The following is a 22,506-nucleotide window of genomic DNA, read 5'->3' on the forward strand; positions in this document are numbered from 1 at the left end:
GGTAATGTCGGACAAAAAGCGGATGATTGAAAATTTTGAGGTCATCCACTCGCTCCAGATCGGGGCGCGTGAGGTGGTGGTGGGCGTCAGCCCGGAGCAGGAGTTCATGTGCTGCTTCTGCACCCAGGACGGGATGAGCGAGTATTACACCGAAGCGATGGCAAGTGACGACTACCTGGAGATCATGGAGCTTTACACGGACAGGCTGAAAGGACAGGTGGCGGCGCTGCAAGCCCAGCGCAATACCCTCCACATCCCGCTGAATTTGCTGAACAGTGAACAGTGTTTTCCGCTGAACGACAACGACGACATCACCGGCAAGGTGGTGGCGGTCAAGCCAAGTTCTCTCCGCTATGAGTACCGTCGGGCAGACTGCCAGCTTATCCTTGTGACGAATGGCAGCGGGGCACGGGGCTATTCACGAGGCACATCGGTCTATGGCATTAACGTGTTCACAGGCCGCAGGGATGGCCGGTGGGAACGCATGGATGTTTTAGGCGAGGTCAGGCCGGAGTGTATGCCACAGTGGGCGAAAGACCGTTTGCAGGTCATTCAGCGGGAGCGGGCACTGCAAAAGGGGCGTGACAGCCGATGAAACTTCTGCTGGGCGGCTCCCCCTGCACCCATTGGAGCATAGCGCAGACCCGGAACCGGGAAACACAGCCGGAGGGCCTGGGCTGGGAGCTGTTTCGCAACTATCTGATCGCCAGGGAGCGGTATGGGCCGGACTTCTATTTATACGAAAACAACAAGAGCATGGCCCCGGCGATACGGGCACAGATCACGGCGGAGCTGGGCGTGGAACCGCTTTTGATAAACTCTGCCCTTGTGTCCGCCCAAAGCCGCCAAAGGTTATATTGGACGAACATCCCCGGCGTGGAGCTGCCGGAGGATCGGGGCCTTATCCTGTTGGACGTTCTGGAAAGCGGCCTGCCGCTCCATGAAAAGGGCTACACGCTGAAAGCAAATTACAGCAGGGCCAGCGCCGTGAACGCCCTGGACGGCGGGCACTTCCCCGCGCCTATGGCGATAGAGCCGGTGAACGTCACCGCCGATGGCAAGGCCCAATGCCTGCGGGCCACCTATTATAAAGACGGCATCCGCAATATGGTGGGCAACACCATAGACCGCAAGACCTGTGTGGCTACACCCATCCGGGTATGCAATATCAACGGTGGCAGACAAGGAAACCGAATATACAGCACGGACGCCAAGAGTTGCGCCATAAAGTCGCAGGGTGGAGGGATGGGCGGGCATGGTCAAGGGCTTTATGCAATACCGGCAGACAAAGGTGTCCTGCTACGGAACATTTTGGAAAGAAGTGTGGAAGCAAAGACCGGGCGTTATACTGTCCCTACCGCCTGCCCCGCCCTGCGGGTGACAGAGGCCACCGCCAAGGGCTACACCGACATTCTCCCCGGCGAGTGCGTTGACTTGACCATGCCCAACAGTAAGACCCGCAGGGGCCGCGCCATGAGGGAAAAGGCAAACTGCCTGACCACCTCCTGCCAGTATTATCAGTATTGCGGAACGCTGGACAGGCCCATCTACGAAGTCCGGGACGGCCAGATCACGATAAAGGGCCAGCAGTACCCCATCAAGCTGATGGACGGCTACTATATCATCCGCAAGCTGACGGTGCGGGAGTGTATGCGCCTTCAAACAGTGCCGGAGGACTTTGTGTTCCCGGTCAGCGACACCCAAGCGTATAAAATGCTGGGCAACGGCTGGACGGTGGACGTGATCGCCCACATCCTGTCCTACTGTCCCGGCATCATCGTGGAACCGCTGGAAGTGCTGTCCATGTACGACGGCATGAGCTGTGGGCACCTGGCCCTTAACAAGCTGGGGACCACCGTTCTCCGCTACTACGCCACCGAGATCGACAAATACGCCATCAAGACCACCCAGACAAACTTCCCCGGCACCATCCAATTAGGCGACGCTTTTCAGGTGCGGGAGGACAAGTGGTGGTCTTTTTTTGAGCAAGCAAAAGGAGTGTGACATTATGGAATTGACGTTTCAGGCCGCGACCCCTGCGGAGCGGCTTTATACCGAGGGCCAAAGTACGCAGATCGCGGGGCAGACCGGGTACATCGGCCACCTGCGGGCCGACATGGGCGCTGACGGCAAGGGCTTTTTTCAGACGTGGCGGTGCCACCGAGGGGATATGGACACCGAGGAATTTCACCAGGAGCTTGAAAGCGTCCTCAACACCTTGGTGGGCGACGGGCAGTACGGCGGCTTTTTGAAAAGCCGTGACGCCATGCGGGACTTCTGCCAGGAACACCCGGAGAGCGGCTTCAACGAGGGCTTTGATTTTGGTTTCCGGGCGGACACGGCGCAGTATTCCTACCTGATCCGGCTAAACACCTATTCTGACGAAAAGAACCTGTCTATCTGCTGCTACCGCCGGAACTCGCTTGACCGCCACATGAAACAGGCTGAAAAGGGTATCCGCTTCATCACTCCGCACTATGAGGAAAAATTCAGGATCGCAGATGGCGACATGGTGCGGATCAAATGCTGGGACGGGCGGGAGCTTGACCATGTATGCCGCTATATCGACGACTGCCATGTGGAAATCGGCAAGGGCTGGGATAACCTTTTCCACATCTGCCAGTTTGCCGAGATGATGGAACGCAACGGCAACTCTGTGATCCCCCTCAGAAATTCGCTGCCGCTGGTGTGCTACGGCAAAGTGCCCGAAAAAAAGGCCATCGTTATGTTTGTGCGAGGCTCTGACAACTGGCGTTCCGCACACTTTGTGACAAAAGGCCGCACCAGCCAGAAGCTGGTAGACGAGCTGAACAGCGAGATGGGCGTGACCAAGGCACAGGCGGCGGCGATGCTGGCCGGGGCCACCCAGGGCTGGGCTGCTCCCGCCGCCGACCCGAAGAACTATGACGAACAGGGCCAGCCCATCAAATCCCGCCGCCCGGACAGGGGTGATGCTCGGTGACGGAACAAAAGCACCTTATCTGGAGCGACTTCACGCTGGATTACGAGGATTGGCGTGAGTTTTTAGAGAATGAGTACCCGGAACTGACTGAGGACGAGCGCATGATGCTGATGTACGACATCAACAACGGCTACCTGGATGACGAGCGTGTGAACCTGAACATCCAGCTTGACCAGCCCATCCTTATTATTGCCGACCTGGGCCTCTGGACGGGGCGGCACATGGGCTACAAGGAGATCGCCAGCGGCAACATCCGAGACTGCCTTTACAGCGACCGGGGCATTGACTATTCCACCTGGTTTGTTGACAAGCTGGGCGACCTGCGCTGTGACGCTATCCACCATGACGGCACAAACCGTCTGCTGTACCGCACCTATAAGCCCGGAGTACGAGAATCTCAAATTGACCTGCTGAAAGAAAAATTGTATTACGGCACAGTGACCCGCGCCGACATTACCCGGATCACCCGCAGGCTGGGGGACGAGATCGGCAAGGTCTACGGCTGGGACTTTCCCCAGCGTGGGCGGCAGGCTGTGTCCGTGGAAAGGTAGGAGCATCATGGCACAATTACCGAATGTCAAATTGAACGTACACCCCTCCATGTTTGACCTGATGATGGCCGTTCTGGAGCGCAACACCACCGCCGAGGATGTGCCCACCCGCAACAGCGCCCAGGACTTGATGGAAAAACGTATGCGGTTTTCCCGACGCTGCTGCGGTGTGGGCGGTAAGCCCTATGTCAGTATGTGGATGTATGAGAGCGAAGCCTCTGAGCTGATCTGGCAGCTTCTCTACGCCTGCATCGGGGCTTACGAGGTGGAAAAGGAGTACAGCGCGGAGCTGAAAGAGGGCGGCGAGGGTGATACCCGGTGAAAGGCGCACCCATCGACAAAGCACTGTGCGAGTATCTGAAAGAATACCGCCGTGGACAAGAGCGCGCGGCCTCCAGCAAAGAGCTGGAGGCCGCGTTCCATGTTAAGGGGACGGAGCTGCGGCGAGCCGTCAACCGCCTGCGCTGTGACGGCTGGCCCATTTGCAGCGACGCCACCGGCTACTTTTATGCGGCGCGGCAGTCGGAGATACAAGCCACCGTCGCCCAGCTCACGGGGCGTATCTCCAAAATCGCCGCCGCTACAAAGGGGCTGCTGAAATCTTACGAGGAAAAGGAGGGATAGATCGTGGCAAAGAAACCTGAACCCATTGTCCGGCTTGCGGCGCAGACGGCCCGTCAGATTTTTGCCAACAGCGGGAATTATATGGCGTTCCTGACCACCGCCGCCCACAATTTCAAATACAGCTTCCGCGACCAGCTTTTGATCTACGCCCAAAAGCCGGACGCCACCGCCTGCGCCCAAACCGACTTCTGGAACAAGCATGGCCGGTGGGTGAACAAGGGCACCACGGGGATCGCCCTGCTGGTGGACACCGATAAGGGCTACAAGCTGCGGCACGTCTTTGATATGTCCGACACCAACAGCCGTGCGGGGCGCACCGTCCCTGTCTGGCAGATGAGGCCGCAGTACGAGGGGCCGGTGGTGGAGGCGCTGGAAAACAGTTACGGCGAGTTTTCCGACAAAGCCGACTTTGCCGAGTGCCTGATGGAAGCGGCAAAGATCATCGTCGAGGACAACTTTGGCGATTATTACGCCGACCTTTGCCGTGTCAAAGAGGGCAGTTTGCTGGAAGAACTGGACGATCTCAATACCGAGGTGTGGTTTAAGCGCCTGCTGGAGAACAGCGTGGCCTATATCATGCTGACCCGGTGCGGCATCGACCCCCAGGAGTATTTCAGCGGCGAGGACTTTGCCCGCATCTACGATTTTAATACCTTGAAAACCCTTGCCATCCTGGGGGCCGCAGCCAGCGATATAGCCGAGATGCCCCTGCGGGAGATCGCCAGTACCGTGCTGCCCTTATATTGGGAGGAAGAAAAACAAAATCGCACATTTGCCGGGAATCCTGACAGGCAGTATAATGACGGCAGAACGAAACGTGAAAGGAGCGTTGAACATGGAGCTGACATACAGAACCGAGGGCGACTATCAACTGCCCAACCTGGACGTGCCGGAGGCCCCGCAGGTCGGAAAATATGGGATGCTGCGGCGCAGTTTCCTCGCCAATCACCGGCACGGGATTTACACGGGGATGCTGCTGACCGGGGAGCTAAACACCCATCTGGCGGAAATCGACCGGCAGGCCACCGAGATGGTGGAGCAGTTGACGGAGCAAATGGCGCGGGAACAGGGCGTGACCGAGAGCCTGAAAGCATCCGATCAGATGAAGTGGGTCGGTCTGATGAACAACATCAAGGCAGCGGCGGAGGAAGCGGCGCTGGCGGAGATCGTGTACGCCAACTGAGCGCCCCTCTCCCCACGGAGGAAGAACAAAAAGCGGCAATTCAAGCGGCGGAGGATGAACAGTCCTCCGCTTTTGCTATTTCCCAGGAGGACATTGACGCCGTTTTGACATGGCATGGCACTACTGGAAAATTCCGTATCTATGAGCAGTTTATGAAACAGGAGAGCGCCCAGGAAAATACGGACTTTCTCAAAGACGAGTACGGCATTGTCGGATATACTGTCCACGCAAACAGGAAATTGGACATTTGGGCTGACGGCAAGGGCATCAAGATCACCGCCGAGCCGGATACTGTGACCGTCCTGACTTGGAAAAAGGCGGCAAAGCGGATCGGTGAGCTGCTTGCCGCAGACCGTTATCTGTCACCGGCTGAAAAGGCAAAATACCCGGAATACCGCCGTCAGGAGGACACTCGGATCGCCCGGAGCAAAATCAGCGGAGAATTTTCCTCCATTATCCGCGATTATAAGGACTATGTGGCCCAGCTCGGAGAGCAGGATAAAACGGTGGACAGGTGGTATTTAATATCCTGCGCCAGTGCGTTCAGTGTGGGCCAAAAGAAGATGAACGCCCGCACCAGCGAGGGCGACTTTATCCTCCCTATGATGCGGGAGGCTATGCAGGCTATCATCGGGGAGAACACTCACCTGACGGAACGGTGCGAGGCCATGCTTGCGGAACTCTCCGGCCCCCTGGCCGCACCGCTGGAGCCGGACTATGACGAGCTGAACCCGCTCCCGGCACCGCCGAAAGAGTACCGGCTGACCCTGGGGGCCACGGTCTACCTGGGGACGCAGAGGTATGAACTGCTGGCCTTTGACGCTCAGACTGTCCGGCTCTTTGACCCGGCGTTTCCCATCATCAACAAGGAACTGCCCCGCGAGGAATTTGACCGTCTGCTGGCGGAAAATCCCCTGAATGACGGTCTGCTTCATGTGATGGAGGACGTATTGCCCGCCGAACCTGCGGAGCCTGACACCCCCGGTTATGACTTGGGCTTTGGGCACCTGGGCAGCGGCGTGACAGTGTGGAACCGGCTGGAACTGCGATACGGTGATTACAAGACTATCGCCCATATTGCCCCCGACCGAACCGTGACCTATTATGAGGACGGTCTGCCGGAGGATGTTCGGGCGCAGATTGAAGAATTTGCCGCCACCTCCACCATGACCATTTCCGCCACCCAAAACGCCCCCGTGTTCTCCACCCCGCCGCCGGTGCGGGAGCCTGCCGTGGCCCCCGCCGAGGCCGGTGAGCCGACTTACCCGCCCCGTGAGCTTCCCTATATTTTCTGCGAGTGGAGCGAGAGCATTGTATTTCAGGATAGGACGGCCTACTCCCTCCAAGAGTTTGACCGGCTGATGAAACAGGCGGACGATGAATATATCGCTGGGAGAACGGCTGCTATGGCAAAATACGGGACGTGGCAGAAATGGTATGACGCCAACGACCCGGAATATAACGCATTTTTAGGCTATGATAAGGTAAAATTCACCCTTGTCATGCCCGATGGACGGACATTCTCCGAGCGTCAGGACATTGGGGACGGCGACGGCGGTGTGCTGGATTTTCTTAATCAGTACGACAAATACCGTGAGATTGTCCCCGTTCTGCGTGAGGCTGTCCGCAAAGAGGAAGAAGCGGCACAGAGCGGCCCCGTCCCACAGCCGGAGCTTGCCAGCGGCAGGTTTTGGGACGCCTACAACTCCATCAAGGAGCATAACCCCGACAGTCTGGTGCTGTATCAGGTGGGCGACTTCTTTGAATTGTACGGAGGGGCTGAGGGCGAGGACGCAAGAAGCGCGGCGGTGGCCCTCGATCTGACCCTGACCAAACGCAATATCCCCGAATATGGCCGTGTGTCCATGTGCGGTTTTCCCGCCCACAAGCTGGAGGACTATGTAAAACGGTTGAATGGCAAGGGCTTTGACGTGGTGGTGGCGGCGCTGGAACACAACCGTCATGTGCCCGTTGTGTTCCCCGCACAGCCCAGCGAAAAGGCCGAACAGAAGGCGGATAATTTTTCCGACATTGACCCCGCCGCCGACACGCCTCCGGCTCCTGAACGCTTTTCCCTCATTGAAACGGAAAGAGGGTACGCCGTATGGGATGATGTTCAGGGCGGGATATATGTGGACAGCGAGGGCGTCCAGGAGGAATTTACCAGCGAATGGCAGGCCGAGGACTATCTGAAGCAGGTCAAACAGGCCGAATCGGAAAGGAGCGCCGGAAGTTCAGCGGATGGCCGCAGCTCTAACAGAGATATACCCTCACCGCAGACACAGCCCCGCCGTTATCAGGTGGTGGTTTACCACCACATCGAAAACGGCATGGACGAGAAGCGGGAATATGAAACACTGCAAGAAGCGGAAAAAGTGGCGAGGGGCTACGTTGACGGCACGTTGGAGGACGACGGCTTTGCCTATGAGGGCGCGGCTGTGTACGACCTGCTGGAAAGGAAATGGCTCTCCGTCATTGGGAATTTCCCGGTGCCGGAAACCCCTGCCGAAAAAGAGGAAGTCCTGCCGCCGTCCACGGCTCAACACAAGGGTGTAAAGAAGGTAGCGGAGTACCTATTCGACCAAGAACGCATTGTTATCTTCCAATACCCCAACGGCCAATTTTATAATCATTATGGCTATGATGAACAGCGCGGTTTTTCCAACGTGACAGCGGGCGGTTTTGATACCTTTGAAGAAGCTGAAAAAGCATTGTATTCCCACCGGCCCAAAGCAGAAACGGTTTTAGAACCTGCTGAAAAAGCAGCAGATACGGAAAAAAATACGGAAAGTTTAGCGGATGGGCACGGCCCGGACGGTGATGGGCCAATCCAACCCCCACCTGCACCCCGGCACAGGGCCAAGGTGTCCCCCTTTGTCCTCCATCCCGAAGTCCCCAACGCAGACCGGCATGAGTACTGTATCACCGATGACGCCATCGGCGTGGGGACACCGGGGACGCGGTTTAACAATAACATCCGGGCCATCCGCCTGCTGAAAAAGCTGGAACGGGAAGATCGGTTCGCCACCCCGGAGGAACAGGCGGTGTTGGCGCAGTATGTGGGCTGGGGCGGTCTGGCCGACTGCTTTGACGAGCGCCACAGCAAGTACGCCGAGTTGAAAGCCCTGCTGGACGAGGACGAATACGCCGCCGCCAGGGAATCCACCCTCACCGCCTTTTACACCCCGCCCGTGGTCATCCGCTCTATCTATCAGGCATTGGAGAACATGGGCTTTAAGACCGGCAATCTGCTGGAGCCGTCCTGCGGCATCGGCAACTTCATCGGTATGCGCCCGGAAAGTCTGACCGACTCCAAAATCTACGGTATAGAGCTGGATGGTATCAGCGGACGCATCGCCCAGCAGCTCTATCAAAAATCCTCCATCGCTGTCCAGGGGTTTGAGACAACAGAACTCCCGGACAGCTTTTTTGACGCCGCCATCGGCAACGTGCCATTTGGTGCGTTCAAGGTAACGGACAAGCGGTATGACAAGCACAACTTTTTCATTCACGACTATTTCTTTGCCCGGACGCTGGATAAGGTCAGACCGGGCGGCATTATCGCCTTTGTCACCAGCAAGGGTACGATGGACAAGGAGAACCCCAACGTCCGAAAGTATATCGCACAGCGGGCCGACCTGCTGGGGGCCATCCGTCTGCCCAACAACACCTTTAAGGCCGCTGCCGGTACGGAAGTGACCAGCGACATCCTGTTTTTACAGAAGCGGGAGGCCCTTGCCAGCGGGGAGCCGGATTGGGTACACCTGAATACCGATGAAAACGGGCTGAAAATGAATCAGTATTTCATCGACCACCCGGAGATGGTCATGGGCGAAATGCAAAAGGTCAGCGGCCCCCACGGGCCGGAAACCGCCTGCCTGCCCCGCGAGGGGCAAAACCTGGGGGAGCAGCTTGCCGCTGCCATCCAGAATATCCAGGGCACCATCACCGAGTATGTGATGGACGACCCGGAGGCAGAGGGCGAGGACAAATCCATCCCCGCCGACCCGAATGTACGGAATTTCAGCTATACCGTAGTGGACGGCGAAATCTACTACCGGGAGAACAGCCGGATGAACCCGGTAGAGGTGTCCGTCACAGCGGCGAACCGCATCAAGGGACTTATTGAAATCCGGGACTGTGTGAGGACGCTCATTGAGTATCAGACCGAGGACTGGCCCGCCGAGGACATCCAGGCCCAGCAAAAGAAGCTGAATACCCTCTATGACGCCTATGTGGAGAAATACGGGCGCATCAACTCCCGTGGCAACAGTATCGCCTTCAGGATGGACAGCGCCTATTTTCTGCTGGCCTCCCTGGAAGTGCTGGACGACGAGCGCAACTTTGTCCGCAAGGCGGATATGTTCACCAAGCGCACCATCAAGCAGAAAACCGTTGTCACCAGCGTGGACACCGCATCCGAGGCCCTGGCTGTGTCACTGGCTGAAAGGGCGTGTGTGGATTTAGGCTTTATGGCTTCCCTGATGGGCGGCGGGGACAAGATACCCCAGGTCGTGGAGGACTTGAAGGGCGTCATTTTCAAAGACCCTAACACCGGCCCCTTTAATATTGAGGACGGCGGCACGGATTGGTACAAGGGCTGGCAGACCGCCGACGAATACCTCTCCGGCAACGTGCGGGAGAAGCTGGCCGACGCAAAACGGGCGGCGGAAACCGACCCGGCGTTTCAGGTCAATGTGGAGGCGCTGGAACAGGTACAGCCGACAGATCTAAACGCCAGTGAGATTTCCGTACGGCTCGGTTCCACCTGGCTCCCCCCGGACGTGGTGGAGCAGTTTGTTTTTGAACTGCTGGACACGTCCGCTAATTGTCAGGAAAAAATTCACATCCATTTCTCCCAATACACGGGGGCCTGGAACGTGGAGGGGAAAAGTGTTGACCGGGTGAACGTCAAGGCCAACAGCACCTACGGCACCACCCGCATCAACGCCTACAAGATCATTGAGGACACCCTGAACCTGCGGGATGTGCGGATTTTTGACTATGTTCAGGACAGGGACGGAAAGAGAGTCGCTGTGCTGAACAAGAAAGAAACCGCCATCGCCCAAGGCAAGCAGGAGCTTATCAAGCAGGCGTTTCAGGACTGGATATGGAAAGACCCGGCACGGAGAGAGCGGCTGACAACGCTCTATAATGTGCAATTCAATAGCTTGCGGCCCCGCGAGTACGATGGGAGCCACATCAGTTTTGTGGGCATGAACCCGGAGATCACACTACGCAAGCACCAGCGGGACGCCATCGCCCGCATCCTCTACGGCGGCAATACCCTGTTGGGCCATGTGGTGGGGGCCGGGAAAACGTGGGAAATGGCAGCGGCGGCGCAGGAGAGCAAGCGGCTGGGCCTGTGTCAAAAGAGCCTGTTCGTGGTGCCCAACCACCTGACGGAGCAGTGGGCGGCGGAGTATTTGCAGCTCTATCCCTCTGCGAACATCCTTGTGGCGACTAAAAAGGACTTTGAAACCAAAAATCGAAAGCGGTTTTGTGGCCGAATTGCCACCGGGGACTATGACGCCATCATCATCGGGCACAGCCAGTTTGAGAAGATACCCATGAGCATAGAGCACCAGCGGTTTACGCTGGAACAGCAGTTGGACGAGATCGCCCTGGGTATCGCTGAATTGAAGGCGCAGAAAGGGGAGAATTTCTCCGTTAAGCAGTTGGCGAAAACCCGGAAAGATATTCGGGAAAAGCTGGCAAGACTGAACGACCAAAGCCGGAAAGATGATGTGGTCACGTTTGAGGAATTGGGCGTTGACCGCATTTTCATTGACGAGGCACATTATTATAAAAACCTCGCCTCATTTTCCAAAATGCGGAACGTGGGCGGCATCAGTCAGACGGAGGCGCAGAAGTCCAGCGACCTGTATATGAAGTGCCGCTATCTGGACGAGCTGACCGAGGGCCGGGGCGTTATTTTCGCCACAGGCACGCCTATCAGCAACACAATGGTGGAGCTTTACACCATGCAGAAGTATTTGCAGTATGAAACGCTCCGCCGTCAAGGTCTTTTGCACTTTGACGCATGGGCATCCACGTTTGGGGAAACCGTCACCGCCATAGAGCTGGCCCCGGAGGGCACCGGCTACCGGGCCAAGACTCGGTTTGCCAGGTTCCACAACCTCCCGGAGCTGATGGCTATGTTCAAGGAAGTGGCGGACATCCAGACGGCAGATATGCTGAATCTTCCTGTTCCCAAGGCCGTCTACCACACGATTTCCCTGAAACCCTCTGAATTGCAAAGACAGATGGTGGCGGCGCTGGCGGAACGGGCTGAAAAGGTACGCAATAGGGAGGTAAGGAGCGACCAGGACAATATGCTGCTTATCACCAACGATGGACGCAAGCTGGCCCTTGACCAGCGGCTCACCAACCCCCTGCTCCCCGACAGCGAAACCAGCAAAGCAAACGCCTGCGCCGACAACGTGTTTGAGATATGGCAGAATACAGCCAACCAGCGTTCCGCGCAAATGATATTCTGCGACCTGTCTACCCCCGGAAAAGAACGGCCCATTGAAATGGCGGAGACTGAACCGGGCGCTTTTGAAATGGCGTCGTTTCAAAACTTGTACGATGATCTGTGTGACAAGCTGATCGCCAAGGGCATACCGGCTGAAGAAATAGCCTACGTCCATTCTGCTAACACAGAGGCCAAGAAAAAAGAACTGTTCGGCAAGGTGCGTTCCGGCCAGATACGGGTGCTGATCGGCTCCACACAGAAGATGGGAGCGGGCACCAACGTCCAGCACAAGTTGATCGCGCTCCACCATTTGGATTGCCCGTGGAGGCCCAGCGACCTCCAACAGCGGGAGGGGCGCATCATCCGCCAAAAGAACGAGAACGACGAGGTGGACATTTACACCTACGTCACCGAGGACACTTTTGACAGCTACCTTTATCAGTTGGTGGAGAGCAAGCAGAAGTTTATCGGGCAAATCATGACCAGCAAATCCCCGGCCCGCTCCGTCGAGGACATTGACGAAACCGCCCTGTCCTACGCCGAGATCAAGGCCCTCTGCGCCGGTGACGAGCGAATCAAGGAGAAGATGGATTTAGATATTGACGTTCAGCGGCTGAAACTGCTGAAAGCCAACCATTTGAGCCAGAAGTATTCTCTGGAGGACAGCATTATCAAGTATTTCCCCCAGCGAATCGCCATCGCCAAGGCGGAGATCAAGAGCGCACAGGAGAACATCGCTATCCGGGACGCAAATACCCACCCCAACAAGGACGGCTTTTCCCCCATAGTGGTGAGGGGCGTAACCTATACTGAAAAAAAGGCGGCGGGCAGCGCCATCCTCGCCGCCCGCAAAACCCTGACGGACGATAACGCCGTCATCCCCCTGGGCGAGTACCGGGGCTTTCAGATGGAACTTTTCTTTAATCCGTTTTATAAGGAGTACACGGTGAGGCTGGCAGGCGTCAACGCCGATAGCGTAGCCCTGGGCCAAGATGTTTATGGCAATATCCAGCGGCTTGACAATCTGCTCAGTAACTTTGATAATCACCTGAAATCCGCCCAAGACGATCTGACCACCTACGAAACCCAGCTTGCCAGCGCAAAGGTAGAGGTTGAGAAGCCGTTTCCCCAGGAGGACGAGCTGAAAACAAAGTCGGCCCGTCTGGATGAACTGAACATTCTGCTGAATATGGACAAGCAGGAGAATGAGATCGTAGATGGGGATGTGGGGGACGAAGCCGATACCCCCGACCGGGACGGCCCCGACCGGGATCGGTAACGCCAATCGCACATTTGCCCTGACGGTATCTGCGCTGTATAATAGGCGCAGAATATAGGCGGAGGTGAAGATGGTGCCAGATGAGTTCAAATTTGAAACCTTTGTGGAGGCCCAGGGGACGGCGATGCAGGAGTATTTGAGCGGCGTTGTCGCAAAACTGTCCAAGACGGACAAGGCGTACCGGGCCATTCAGGACAAGATCGAAAGCATTTACCGGCAGTACCCCCATGTGATGGGGATGTTCGACACAGAGAAAGTGGTAGCGTTGAACGAACAGGAGTGCGCAGCGGCCATTGAAGTGGTGGGCCTGCAAAACCAGCTTGTGGAGCTGGAAATGCAGTCGGTCTACTTCCGGGGCTGCTACGACAGCGTGGGCTATCTCCAAAAGGCGGGCATCCTGTGACGAAGGGCGGCGCTGGCAGTCAGCCAGCGCCGCCTCCTACATAACCGGGAATAAAAAAATTCATAGGCGAAAGAGCAAAAAAAGATGAAAATTTCTGTCAATCAAATCCAGTGTAAGCGGTGCGGCAGTATCATCACATCCGAACACAGCCATGACTTGAAATGGTGTATGTGCCGGGGCGTGGCCGTGGACGGCGGCAGGGACTACCTGAAACGGCTGACTGGCGACCCGCCCAGCGAATATACAGGAATCAGCAAGTGGGAGGAATAGCCGTTTACTCGTTGATAATCAGCTTATTCAGGTCAAAGAGCGCCGCTTTATAATTCTGAACTCGGTACAGACGCTTGTTGGGATCGGGCTGCTCGATCACATGGCCCTCTCGCTCCAAAAGCTCCTTTTGCGCTTCTTTGTCAAAATAACGGCCATAATCTATCAGCATCCCCCGGAGGGAGATCATGCGCCAGTAGGGTATCAGGCTATCCCGATCAGGCTTTCCATAGTCTTTGAGTTCTGTGATAAAATCCACCCGTTGAATATCGGCGGGCCTCCAGAACAATTTTTTATCAAAGGGCATGATACCATCACCCTCAATCTCGCAAAAGTCGGCCCCCTTCCGTCTGGCCCACATCTCGCAGATGGCCTCCTGGGTGGTGAGCTTTCCTGCGGGTATCATGCACATAATGGTGGCGAACGTCTGCTTGTCCAGATACACCGCCTTTTTCGCGGCGGGGGTATGTTCACGGTCTGCCATGCGGCACCTCCTACAAAATTTTGCTTTTGCCGCATTATACCATCTTTTTCGCCCTGATACAACAGGAACGGTACATAGCCGGGGAGATTTTCAATCCGAAAGTCCCCCCGGCTATAACTATCTTCAAAGGAGCTGATGAACATGGCGAACCCCAATCTGCTGAACAAGCTGTACCAGCGGATGAGCGCCGAACAGGAACAGTATCGCAAGTGGCTGCTGGGCCAGCCCCTTGGTGACATCCTGAACCATGCCGCCGAGTACACCGTCCGGGAGGATATTGTGATGGAAATGTCGGCGCTGGAACTGCCGGAAGCCCAGGCCAAGGCGCTGCTGAAATCCAAGACCCCGTTGGCGGACGTTTACAAGGAGTGGAACAAGACGGAAACCCACCACATGGAGGACTTGCGGGATGTGATCGAAGCCCGCGCTGACGCTGTGATACGGGCTGAAAAGGAACGGAGCCAGCGGGAGGGACGGTAGATGGGCTATGTCACGCCGGAGCAAATCACAAAGGCCAAGGAGCTTGACCTGCTGACCTACCTCCAGCGGTTTGATCCCCATGAGCTGGTACACGTCAGCGGCAGCACCTATTGTACCCGTGAGCATGACAGCCTGAAAATCAGCAACGGCAAATGGAATTGGTTTTCCCGTGGGATCGGCGGCAAGACGGCCCTGGACTATCTCATTAAAGTCCAGGGCTTTTCGTTTACCCAGGCGGTGGAAACGCTTGTTGGGCGGGCGGCAGTATTGCCGCCCGTTTCTCATGCCGCCCCCAAACCTGCCCCACCCCGAAAACTTCTCATGCCGGAGCTGAACAGCAATCACGACAGAGTTTTGAATTATCTCATGGGACGCGGCATCCACCCGGTCGTTCTGGACTACTGCCTGGAACACAAATTGCTTTTTGAAACGAAGCAGTATCACAACGCCCTGTTCGCTGGGTATGACCGGGAGGGCAAAATGCGCTACGCCGCCCTGCGGGGGACGCTGGGGGACTTCAAGGGCGAGGTGACGGGCAGCGATAAGCACTACTCGTTCTCCATCTCCGCTCCCCAGGAATCGGGCAGGCTCCACCTGTTTGAATCCGCCATCGACCTGTTAAGCTATGCCACTTTGACGCTGGGACGGGGCTGGGACTGGCAGAAGGACAGCCTGCTTTCCCTGGCCGGTGTTTATCAGACCAAGCGGGAGAACGTGGTGCCTATCGCTCTCAGCCGGTATCTTCAGGAGCATCCCAACATCCATACCCTGCAACTTCACCTGGACAACGACGAGGTGGGGCGGGGTGCGGCGGCAGGTATCATGGGCGGGCTGCAAGACTGCTATAAGGTGTTAGACCAGCCGCCTACCAGCGGAAAAGACGTGAATGAACTGCTCCAGCGGAAGCTGGGGCTGATACAGCGAAAGGAGGACTGGAGCCGGTGAAGGACTATCAGGGCATGAAGATCATCGGCATTGACAACGGCTACGGCAACATCAAGACCGCAAACTGCTGTTTTCCCGCAGGGCTGACCGCCTATGACGTGGAGCCGGTGTTCAAGGACGAGCTGCTGGTCTACGGCGGGCGGTACTACCTGATCGGGACGGGCCACAAGGAGTTTGCCGCCGATAAGACTGGGGACGACGATCACTATGTCCTCACCCTGGCCGCTATCGCCCGTGAGCTGAACGCATACGGGCTGACCGCCGCCACAGTACGCCTTGCGGTGGGCCTGCCCCTCACCTGGGTAAGTCAGCAACGGGAGGACTTCAAAGCCTACCTCATGCGGAGCCAGGAGGTAGACTTCACCTTCCGGGGAAAGCCCTACCGGGTGGAGATCGCCGGGGCTGACGTGTTCCCCCAGGGCTTCGCGGCGGTTGCCAGCCAGATCAGGAACTTCCAGGGCGTGAATATGCTGTGCGACATTGGAAACGGCACCATGAACATCATGTTCATCAACGACCGCAAGCCCGCCGCAGACCGAATGTTTACGGAGAAGTACGGCACCCACCAATGTATGCTGGCCGTCCGGGAGAACGTCATGCGAACTCACCACGCTACGGTGGACGACTCCATCATCAACCGTGTGCTGCGGTTTGGCACGGCGGACATCCAGGAGGACTATCTGACCACCATCCGGGAAACCGCCGCAGAGTATGTGCGTGAGATTTTCCGCATCCTGCGGGAGCGTGAGTACAACCCGGCCCTCATGCGTCTCCATGTGCTGGGCGGCGGGAGCTGCCTGATCCGCAATTTTGGGGAGTATGACGCCGACCGTGTGACCATCTACGATGATATTTGCGCCACAGCCAAGGGCTACGAGTACCTTTGCGAGATGGCGCTTCGCAAGGGCGGCGGTGTCCATGCAACGTAAAAAGATGACCCTCCGCTTTGACCTCGACCGCCCGGAGGACAGGCAGGCGTGGGAGTATCTGCAAGGACTTAACCCGGCGTCCATGAATAAGGCTGTGCTGTCCATTATCAACCAAGCCGAGTTGACCAGCCGTATACAAGAAATCGTTCAAAACACCATCCGGGAAGAACTCGCCACCTTGAAACAACTGCCTGTTCAGCCCGTGCAAACAGAGCCAGAGGGCGACGATGGGACAGACGATGCCATTATGGGCTTTCTGGATAACTTCATGTGACGGCAAAAGTGCCGTCACTTTTTTTGCCCGCAAATGACCATGACGGCAAAAGTGCCGTCACCCGCTGAAAAAAGGAGGTGTTTTTTCCATGCAGGGTAAACCGCCGCAGAGCAAGCCCCCTCCCAAGCCCACCCGCCGTATTTCCCCAGCGGAATGGGCATGGCTCGACCGCATCAACCGCCAGCTTGCCTATGACGAATATATGGAAGCTAAGCGGGAGTTTTGGCTTTGGGAGCGTCCGCCCAAGGTGAAATCCGACCCGGCTTGAACCTACCCCGACCGTTCTCCCGCGCCGCAGGCGCAGAGGGCGGTATTGTCTTAACAAGCAACGAATTGTGGGGCCACAATTCAGCTTGACAGGGGCTTGCCGCCCCTATGACCCCGCATTTAGACCCACATTTAGAAAGGATGGTATTTTTTGAAAAGAACGCTTGAAATGAAAATCCGCTTTACCAAGGGCGAACTGGACACCCTTACCAAGAAGGCCCGGAAGTCCGGCTTCTCCCGCGAGGGCTTTTCCCGCCGCATCCTCAACGGCGCGGTGGTGAAGGAGGCCCCGCCCGCCGAGGTGCCCATGCTGATCCGGGAGGTGCGGCGCGTGGGCTGCAACATCGACCAGCTTTTGATGATCGCCCGCACGAAGAACTGGCTGATCGTGAAGGAGTTGGAAAAGGCCCTGGAGAGCAACCGGGCCGTGGAAAAGCTGATTGTGGACACCTACACCACCCCCTCCGACTGACATGGCCGTTACCTCTATCTGGCCCATCAAGGGGCGCGTGGACAAAGTGATAAACTACGCCCGGAACCCGGAAAAGACCACCGAGGGCAGCTATGGGGAACTGGCGTCCCTCCACGCCATTGACAATGTGGTGGAGTACGCCGCTGACGATATGAAAACGGAGCGCCGTTCCTATGTGTCCTGCCTGAACTGCCGGGAGGACACCGCCGCCGCACAATTCATGGAAACAAAGCGGTTATGGGGCAAGCTGGGGGGCCGGGTGTGCTACCACGGCTATCAATCCTTTAAGGCAGACGAGGTAACGGCGGAAACTGCCCATGAGATCGGCGTTAAGCTGGCGCAGGAGTTGTGGGGCGACCGCTTTGAGGTGGTAGTGGCTACCCACTGTAACACAGGCCATTATCACAATCATTTTGTTATCAATTCTGTATCTTGGGCAGACGGCTACAAGTTCTACAACTCTCCCGCCGACTATGCCCGTATGCGGGAGGTGTCAGACCGGCTTTGCCGGGAGTACGCTATTTCTGTGATAGAAAACCCCGGCGGGCGGGCCAAGCACTACGCCGAATGGCAGGCCGAGCAGAATGGCAAGCCCACCCACCGGGGCACCATCCGGGCCGACATTGACCGGGCCATCCTTGCCTCCACCACCGAGCGCGACTTCCTCCGGGTGATGGGTGAGATGGGCTACCAGCTCAAAACAAGGGGCAAGGGCGGCAAGCCCCTGAAATATCCGGCGCTAAAACCACCCGATGCTGGTGGGTACTTCCGTTTTCACAAGCTGGGTGAGGGCTACTCGTTGGAGCAGATCAAGGAACGCATTTTGCAGAACCTCCAAAAACAAGCCCCATTCCCGGAGGTGGTGCATCGTCCACCCCGCCGTTACCGAGTGCGGGGAAAGCCCCGAAAGAAAGTCACTGGCCTGCGGGCGCTGTATTTCCGTTACTGTTACGAACTTCACATCATCGTCAAGCGACCGGCATCCGTCAAGCGGGTGTCTTTTTTGTTGCAGGAGGACATCGCCAAGCTGGACAGGCTGGACGCGGAAACCCGGTTTTTGGGAAAACAGCACATCGGCACTATCGGGGAACTGACCGCCCACCGGGAAATGGCATCGGCGGAGATCAACGCCCTGACCGCCCAGCGGCAGGAACTCCGTAAGGAACTGCGGCGGCTCAACCGACAGGGCGACGCCACGGCCATTAGCGAGGTCAAAGACAAAATCAGCGCCATATCCAGCCGTCTGAAGGCTTTGCGAAAGGAGGTGGTCTTATGTGACAGCATCGCCCAGCGTTCCGGGCAGGTCAAGGAAAACCTGGAACGACTGATAGAACAAAAGGAAACCGAAAGAAAGGAGCTGACACAGCATGAGCTATTCAGGCGACGCGGCGGAGCAGGTCGTGAGGCTGTCCCTGGAAACAGGTGAGGTAGCGGTCAAGCTGGCCGGCGAGGGTGCCAAACAGCTTGCCATCCTCTTGTACGCCATCCTGCGGGAGCAGAAGAAAACCAAGGGCAAGACCCGCCTGACCAATATGCTCTGCAGCGGCAAGGAGCTGAAGGTGTTCGCCGTGAAAGACAGCGACCTCCAGCTTTTTTGCCGGGAGGCCAAGAAGTACGGCGTCCTCTACTGCGTTCTGAAAGACCGGGACGCCACGGACGGCATCACCGACATTATGGTGCGGGCCGAGGACGCCAGCAAGATCAACCGTATCTTTGAGCGATTCAACCTGGCTACCGTGGATATGGCCGAGATCAGGAGCGAGATCGAGCGCAGCCGTCAGGAACAGCAAGCAGAAGTCCCGGAAGCGCCAGCGGCGGCGGAACCGATGACCGAGCAGGAGGTGGATGAGCTGCTGGATGCTATGCTGTCCCCGCCCCCGGAGGGCGAACTGCCCGCCCCGGAGCGCACCGCCCCCGAACCCGAACAGGACATGGACGAGTTTTTGGCATCGGTGCTGGGCGCTTCCCCCACCAGGGAGGAGGGCCAGACCGAAAACCCCACCGAGGGCCGGATCGAGAAATCCCGTCAGTCCGAGCCTACCTCAAAGCCCAAAGAGCCAGCCGCACCGGGTACTTCTGATCCGCAGGAGCGTTCCCGTCCCTCCGTCCGTAAGGAGCTGGACGCGATTAAAGCGGAGCAGAGAGAAAAGGCGGCAAAAGGTAAGGAGCAGTCCAAGCCCACCAAGGGGCCGAAACACAAGGCCCCGCGAAAGTATAAACCCAAACGGTTAAAGGAGCGATAACGATGCCGAATTATGATGATCTGTTTACCGAGCAGCCCGCCCAGGGGGAGGAAACGCCCTTTGATAAGGACGCATGGGCGGCGAAAAAGCAGGCGGAGCGCGAGGGCGTCTACGCCATGATCGACAACCACGTTCACGACATGGGCATGGATGGCGGCGTGTTTCAAGCCTATCTGGACGTGCAGGCCCGGTTTGACCTCTACTCCGTGAGCAACGCCATCCTGATCGCCGCCCAATGCCCGGAGGCCACCAAGCTGGCCGACTTCGACAGTTGGAAAGCCGACGGCGTGTACGTCAAGCGGGGCCAGGATGCCATCACCATTCTGGAACCGGGCAAGGAGTACAAAAAGGACGATGGCAGCGTGGGCGTGTCCTACAATGTGAAAAAGGTCTTTGACATTTCCCAGACAAGGGCCGAGCAGCGGCCCGCCCCCACTATGGCCCGTGATGAGCGGCTTTTGCTGAAAGCCCTGATGAACAACGCCCCCTGCCGCTTCTCCATCTCCAATGAACTGCCGGAGGGCACCAACATGGCCTATCACCCGCAGAACAATATCATCTATGTGCGGCAAGGACTGGATGCTCCCACCATCTTCCGGGGGCTGGCCCAGGAGCTTGCCCGCGCCCACATGGACAAGGGCGGTATCACCTGTGAAAGCCCGGATTTCGCGGCGTACAGCGTGTCCTATATGCTGTGCAAGAGAAACGGCGTGTCGGTGGAGGGCTTTTCCTTTGACCGCCTGCCGGAAAGCTACGCCATGATGGACGCCAAGGCGCTCCGGGCCGAGGTGGGCGTCATGCGGGACGTGGCTGGCACCATCACCGCCGACATGAACCGGCTGTTCCAGGCTCAGGAAAAGGCACAGAAAAACCGGGACGGCGGCGCGAGATAAGGAGGGCGCTCTATGCGTGATGAAAAACGTGTGGTCACGCTGAACGGCTTCGAGCAGCGGCTTATGGTGGCGGGCCTGACCGACTTCCGCAACGACGCCCTCCGGGACGGCAAGCCCACCGAGGACGTGGACGACCTGATATTAAAGGTGATCGACGCCCCCACCAAGCGGGAGAAACGGAGGGCTGACCGTGAGGCAAGATAAGTTTTCCAAGACCCACCTGACCCTCTACGCCTGCGGCATCATCCCCGTGGTCTGGCTGGCCCTGCTGCTGGCCCCCTGTGTGGGCGGCGGTCTGCTGGGGCTGGTGCGTTACGGCGGGGCGGCGCTGAATGACCCGTTCCACATTGTATGGTGCGAGGACAGCCTGAAAACTGTCCTTATTTTTGTGCTGTGCTACGGGCTGGGCATCGGCGTGTATCTCTCCACCGACCGCAACTACCGTCGGCGGGAGGAACACGGCTCCGCCAAGTGGGGCACCGCCCAGGCCGTCCGAAAGAAGTACGCCGACAAGAGGGCCGCCGAGAACAAGATACTGACGCAGAACGTGGCTATCGGCCTGGACGGACGCAAACACCGCCGCAATCTCAATATCCTGGTCTGCGGCGGCTCTGGCGCGGGCAAGACGAGGTTTTTTGCAAAACCCAACATCATGAACGCCAACACCAGCTTTGTGTGCCTTGACCCCAAGGGGGAACTTCTGCGGGACACCGGCAATCTGTTGAAAGCCAAGGGGTATGACATTAAGGTGATCGACCTTATCAACATGGAAAAAAGCTACTGTTACAACCCCTTTGTCTACCTCCGCAGCGACAACGACATCCAGCGGTTAGTGACGAACCTGTTCAAGAATACCACGCCCAAAGGCTCACAGTCGCAAGACCCGTTTTGGGATCAGGCGGCGCAAATGCTCCTGCTGGCGCTGGTGTTCTATCTGCATTATGAAGCCCCGCCCGATGAGCAGAACTTTCCAATGGTCATGGAGATGATACGGGCCGGAGAAGTCCGGGAGGACAACGACGAATTTCAATCGCCGCTGGACGAACTCTTTGACCGTCTGGAAATGCGGAACCCGGAGCATATCGCCTTGAAATACTACCGCAATTACCGTTCCGGCAGCGCCAAGACGCTGAAATCCATCCAGATCACGTTGGTGTCCCGGTTGGAAAAATTCAACCTGGAATCGCTGGCCGGTATGACGCAGACGGACGAGATGGAGTTATGGAGCCTGGGCGAGAGAAAGACGGCCATTTTCGCCGTTATCCCCGACAATGACAGTAGTTTGTGCGACACGTTCCTAACTGAAAAGGTTAGGCGTGAAGCTGAGAAAAATATATGAAAATTGAAAGGAGTTTCGAGAACAAATCAGTTTCATAGAACTGATATTCCGACAGGTGGAATGACGGGGTAACGCCCTGAAACGCCTGCCCTAAGACTGCGCCGGGCATGGTGCAAGCGCAAAGACGCACTGTGTCCGAGAGCGCGCAGAAGTCGGCGGAAGTCTGCCCTAACGGGTCAAGCCGAGGAAAGCGTCCCAGCGGTGGGGTGTGCAGATGATACGCCGGGGGTCTATAAAATGCCCATGGTGAGAATGTGCGGTGAAGCGCACTGACGAAGCCCTGAATGTACGGGTCAAGACGAATGAGCCGCAGAAATGCGGTTGCCGCCTATGGCGGTGTGCGTGGGGACGAGTAAGAGTTGTTAGTATGAAACTCCCTGCGGCGTTACAGGCGCCGCCCAAGCGCACTGGCTTAAAGGGGCCACCTAAAGGT

General features: G+C 57.3%; 21 protein-coding genes and 1 pseudogene. 21 read left to right on the forward strand and 1 reads right to left on the reverse strand.

All coding sequences use genetic code 11. The features are described 5' to 3' along the window. Positions 1–4: 4 nt before the first annotated feature. The 10 genes from FMM72_RS16130 to FMM72_RS16180 all read left to right on the forward strand — a co-directional run bounded on the left by FMM72_RS16130 (position 5) and on the right by FMM72_RS16180 (position 13,750). Entirely contained in the window at positions 5–595 is a 591-nt protein-coding gene (locus FMM72_RS16130) for a hypothetical protein (protein ID WP_162221995.1), read from the forward strand. Next, entirely contained in the window at positions 592–2,004 is a 1,413-nt protein-coding gene (locus FMM72_RS16140) for a DNA cytosine methyltransferase (protein WP_243157858.1), read from the forward strand. Before FMM72_RS16130 ends, FMM72_RS16140 begins: the two co-directional genes overlap by 4 nt. A gap of 4 nt (positions 2,005–2,008) precedes the next feature. Further along, positions 2,009–2,962: a hypothetical protein gene (locus FMM72_RS16145; RefSeq protein ID WP_162221996.1), complete on the forward strand. Its 954-nt coding sequence runs from the start codon at positions 2,009–2,011 to the stop codon at positions 2,960–2,962. Beyond that, positions 2,959–3,513, forward strand: coding sequence for a hypothetical protein (locus FMM72_RS16150; protein ID WP_162221997.1), 555 nt, complete (start codon positions 2,959–2,961; stop codon positions 3,511–3,513). Before FMM72_RS16145 ends, FMM72_RS16150 begins: the two co-directional genes overlap by 4 nt. A 7-nt stretch (positions 3,514–3,520) precedes the next feature. Continuing rightward, positions 3,521–3,835, forward strand: a complete 315-nt coding sequence (locus FMM72_RS16155; RefSeq protein ID WP_162221998.1) for a hypothetical protein — start codon at positions 3,521–3,523, stop codon at positions 3,833–3,835. Further along, the gene (locus FMM72_RS16160) at positions 3,832–4,137 is read left to right on the forward strand and encodes a hypothetical protein (protein ID WP_180322950.1); all 306 of its coding nucleotides are present in this window, start codon (positions 3,832–3,834) and stop codon (positions 4,135–4,137) included. Before FMM72_RS16155 ends, FMM72_RS16160 begins: the two co-directional genes overlap by 4 nt. 835 nt (positions 4,138–4,972) lie before the next feature. Beyond that, positions 4,973–5,320 (forward strand): TnpV protein, encoded by a 348-nt coding sequence (locus FMM72_RS16165; protein WP_162221999.1) that lies wholly within the window; start codon positions 4,973–4,975, stop codon positions 5,318–5,320. A gap of 1,166 nt (positions 5,321–6,486) precedes the next feature. Then, on the forward strand, positions 6,487–13,077 hold the full coding sequence (locus FMM72_RS16170; RefSeq protein WP_347561303.1) for an LPD25 domain-containing protein: 6,591 nt from the start codon (positions 6,487–6,489) through the stop codon (positions 13,075–13,077). A gap of 70 nt (positions 13,078–13,147) precedes the next feature. Continuing rightward, positions 13,148–13,480 (forward strand): DUF6664 family protein, encoded by a 333-nt coding sequence (locus FMM72_RS16175; RefSeq protein ID WP_162222001.1) that lies wholly within the window; start codon positions 13,148–13,150, stop codon positions 13,478–13,480. A gap of 84 nt (positions 13,481–13,564) precedes the next feature. Continuing rightward, positions 13,565–13,750, forward strand: coding sequence for a DUF7695 domain-containing protein (locus FMM72_RS16180; RefSeq protein WP_162222002.1), 186 nt, complete (start codon positions 13,565–13,567; stop codon positions 13,748–13,750). Positions 13,751–13,754: 4 nt separating this feature from the next. Here FMM72_RS16180 and FMM72_RS16185 read toward each other — a convergent pair whose 3' ends face one another. Further along, the gene (locus tag FMM72_RS16185; RefSeq protein ID WP_162222003.1) at positions 13,755–14,231 is read right to left on the reverse strand and encodes a hypothetical protein; all 477 of its coding nucleotides are present in this window, start codon (positions 14,229–14,231) and stop codon (positions 13,755–13,757) included. Positions 14,232–14,372: 141 nt separating this feature from the next. On the opposite strand from FMM72_RS16185, the gene FMM72_RS16190 reads away from it, so the two are divergent. From FMM72_RS16190 to FMM72_RS16240, 11 genes and pseudogenes are all read left to right on the forward strand, one after another. After that, the gene (locus FMM72_RS16190; RefSeq protein ID WP_243157859.1) at positions 14,373–14,711 is read left to right on the forward strand and encodes a DUF3848 domain-containing protein; all 339 of its coding nucleotides are present in this window, start codon (positions 14,373–14,375) and stop codon (positions 14,709–14,711) included. Further along, entirely contained in the window at positions 14,712–15,656 is a 945-nt protein-coding gene (locus FMM72_RS16195; RefSeq protein ID WP_162222005.1) for a DUF3991 and TOPRIM domain-containing protein, read from the forward strand. It abuts the gene before it with no gap. Next, positions 15,653–16,585 (forward strand): ParM/StbA family protein, encoded by a 933-nt coding sequence (locus tag FMM72_RS16200; protein ID WP_257432245.1) that lies wholly within the window; start codon positions 15,653–15,655, stop codon positions 16,583–16,585. The genes FMM72_RS16195 and FMM72_RS16200 overlap by 4 nt, the downstream gene beginning before the upstream one ends. Continuing rightward, positions 16,575–16,859: a hypothetical protein gene (locus FMM72_RS16205; RefSeq protein WP_162222006.1), complete on the forward strand. Its 285-nt coding sequence runs from the start codon at positions 16,575–16,577 to the stop codon at positions 16,857–16,859. Before FMM72_RS16200 ends, FMM72_RS16205 begins: the two co-directional genes overlap by 11 nt. Positions 16,860–16,947: 88 nt before the next feature. Next, positions 16,948–17,127, forward strand: coding sequence for a hypothetical protein (locus tag FMM72_RS16210; RefSeq protein ID WP_162222007.1), 180 nt, complete (start codon positions 16,948–16,950; stop codon positions 17,125–17,127). A gap of 150 nt (positions 17,128–17,277) precedes the next feature. After that, positions 17,278–17,598 carry a plasmid mobilization protein gene (locus FMM72_RS16215; protein ID WP_243157860.1) on the forward strand — a complete coding sequence of 107 codons (321 nt, stop codon included), beginning with the start codon at positions 17,278–17,280 and terminating at the stop codon, positions 17,596–17,598. Between the two features lie 37 nt (positions 17,599–17,635). Next, positions 17,636–19,024 carry a relaxase/mobilization nuclease domain-containing protein gene (locus FMM72_RS16220; RefSeq protein WP_257432247.1) on the forward strand — a complete coding sequence of 463 codons (1,389 nt, stop codon included), beginning with the start codon at positions 17,636–17,638 and terminating at the stop codon, positions 19,022–19,024. Next, on the forward strand, positions 18,966–19,841 hold the full coding sequence (locus FMM72_RS16225; protein WP_162222008.1) for a PcfB family protein: 876 nt from the start codon (positions 18,966–18,968) through the stop codon (positions 19,839–19,841). Before FMM72_RS16220 ends, FMM72_RS16225 begins: the two co-directional genes overlap by 59 nt. Before the next feature lie 2 nt (positions 19,842–19,843). After that, positions 19,844–20,734, forward strand: a complete 891-nt coding sequence (locus FMM72_RS16230; protein WP_162222009.1) for a hypothetical protein — start codon at positions 19,844–19,846, stop codon at positions 20,732–20,734. Between the two features lie 12 nt (positions 20,735–20,746). After that, a complete protein-coding gene (locus tag FMM72_RS16235) occupies positions 20,747–20,938 on the forward strand; it encodes a hypothetical protein (protein WP_016321927.1) in 192 nt (63 codons plus the stop codon). Beyond that, positions 20,925–22,016 (forward strand): annotated as a pseudogene (locus FMM72_RS16240) (VirD4-like conjugal transfer protein, CD1115 family); the annotation flags it as partial. The gene FMM72_RS16235 and the pseudogene FMM72_RS16240, both read left to right, overlap by 14 nt. Positions 22,017–22,506 lie beyond the last annotated feature (490 nt).

This window comes from Anaerotruncus colihominis, assembly GCF_010206195.1.
Lineage (GTDB): Bacteria > Bacillota > Clostridia > Oscillospirales > Ruminococcaceae > Anaerotruncus > Anaerotruncus colihominis_A.

What these genes read in the sequence shown, in the direction of transcription:
- FMM72_RS16195 (WP_162222005.1), top strand. Translation starts at nt 14,712, where the DNA reads ATGGGCTATGTCACGCCGGAGCAAATCACAAAGGCCAAGGAGCTTGAC.
- FMM72_RS16165 (WP_162221999.1), top strand. Translation starts at nt 4,973, where the DNA reads ATGGAGCTGACATACAGAACCGAGGGCGACTATCAACTGCCCAACCTG.
- FMM72_RS16210 (WP_162222007.1), top strand. Translation starts at nt 16,948, where the DNA reads ATGCAGGGTAAACCGCCGCAGAGCAAGCCCCCTCCCAAGCCCACCCGC.
- FMM72_RS16175 (WP_162222001.1), top strand. Translation starts at nt 13,148, where the DNA reads ATGGTGCCAGATGAGTTCAAATTTGAAACCTTTGTGGAGGCCCAGGGG.
- FMM72_RS16140 (WP_243157858.1), top strand. Translation starts at nt 592, where the DNA reads ATGAAACTTCTGCTGGGCGGCTCCCCCTGCACCCATTGGAGCATAGCG.
- FMM72_RS16205 (WP_162222006.1), top strand. Translation starts at nt 16,575, where the DNA reads ATGCAACGTAAAAAGATGACCCTCCGCTTTGACCTCGACCGCCCGGAG.
- FMM72_RS16190 (WP_243157859.1), top strand. Translation starts at nt 14,373, where the DNA reads ATGGCGAACCCCAATCTGCTGAACAAGCTGTACCAGCGGATGAGCGCC.
- FMM72_RS16170 (WP_347561303.1), top strand. Translation starts at nt 6,487, where the DNA reads ATGACCATTTCCGCCACCCAAAACGCCCCCGTGTTCTCCACCCCGCCG.
- FMM72_RS16235 (WP_016321927.1), top strand. Translation starts at nt 20,747, where the DNA reads ATGCGTGATGAAAAACGTGTGGTCACGCTGAACGGCTTCGAGCAGCGG.
- FMM72_RS16155 (WP_162221998.1), top strand. Translation starts at nt 3,521, where the DNA reads ATGGCACAATTACCGAATGTCAAATTGAACGTACACCCCTCCATGTTT.
- FMM72_RS16185 (WP_162222003.1), bottom strand. Translation starts at nt 14,231, where the DNA reads ATGGCAGACCGTGAACATACCCCCGCCGCGAAAAAGGCGGTGTATCTG.
- FMM72_RS16230 (WP_162222009.1), top strand. Translation starts at nt 19,844, where the DNA reads ATGCCGAATTATGATGATCTGTTTACCGAGCAGCCCGCCCAGGGGGAG.
- FMM72_RS16130 (WP_162221995.1), top strand. Translation starts at nt 5, where the DNA reads ATGTCGGACAAAAAGCGGATGATTGAAAATTTTGAGGTCATCCACTCG.
- FMM72_RS16145 (WP_162221996.1), top strand. Translation starts at nt 2,009, where the DNA reads ATGGAATTGACGTTTCAGGCCGCGACCCCTGCGGAGCGGCTTTATACC.
- FMM72_RS16225 (WP_162222008.1), top strand. Translation starts at nt 18,966, where the DNA reads ATGAGCTATTCAGGCGACGCGGCGGAGCAGGTCGTGAGGCTGTCCCTG.
- FMM72_RS16180 (WP_162222002.1), top strand. Translation starts at nt 13,565, where the DNA reads ATGAAAATTTCTGTCAATCAAATCCAGTGTAAGCGGTGCGGCAGTATC.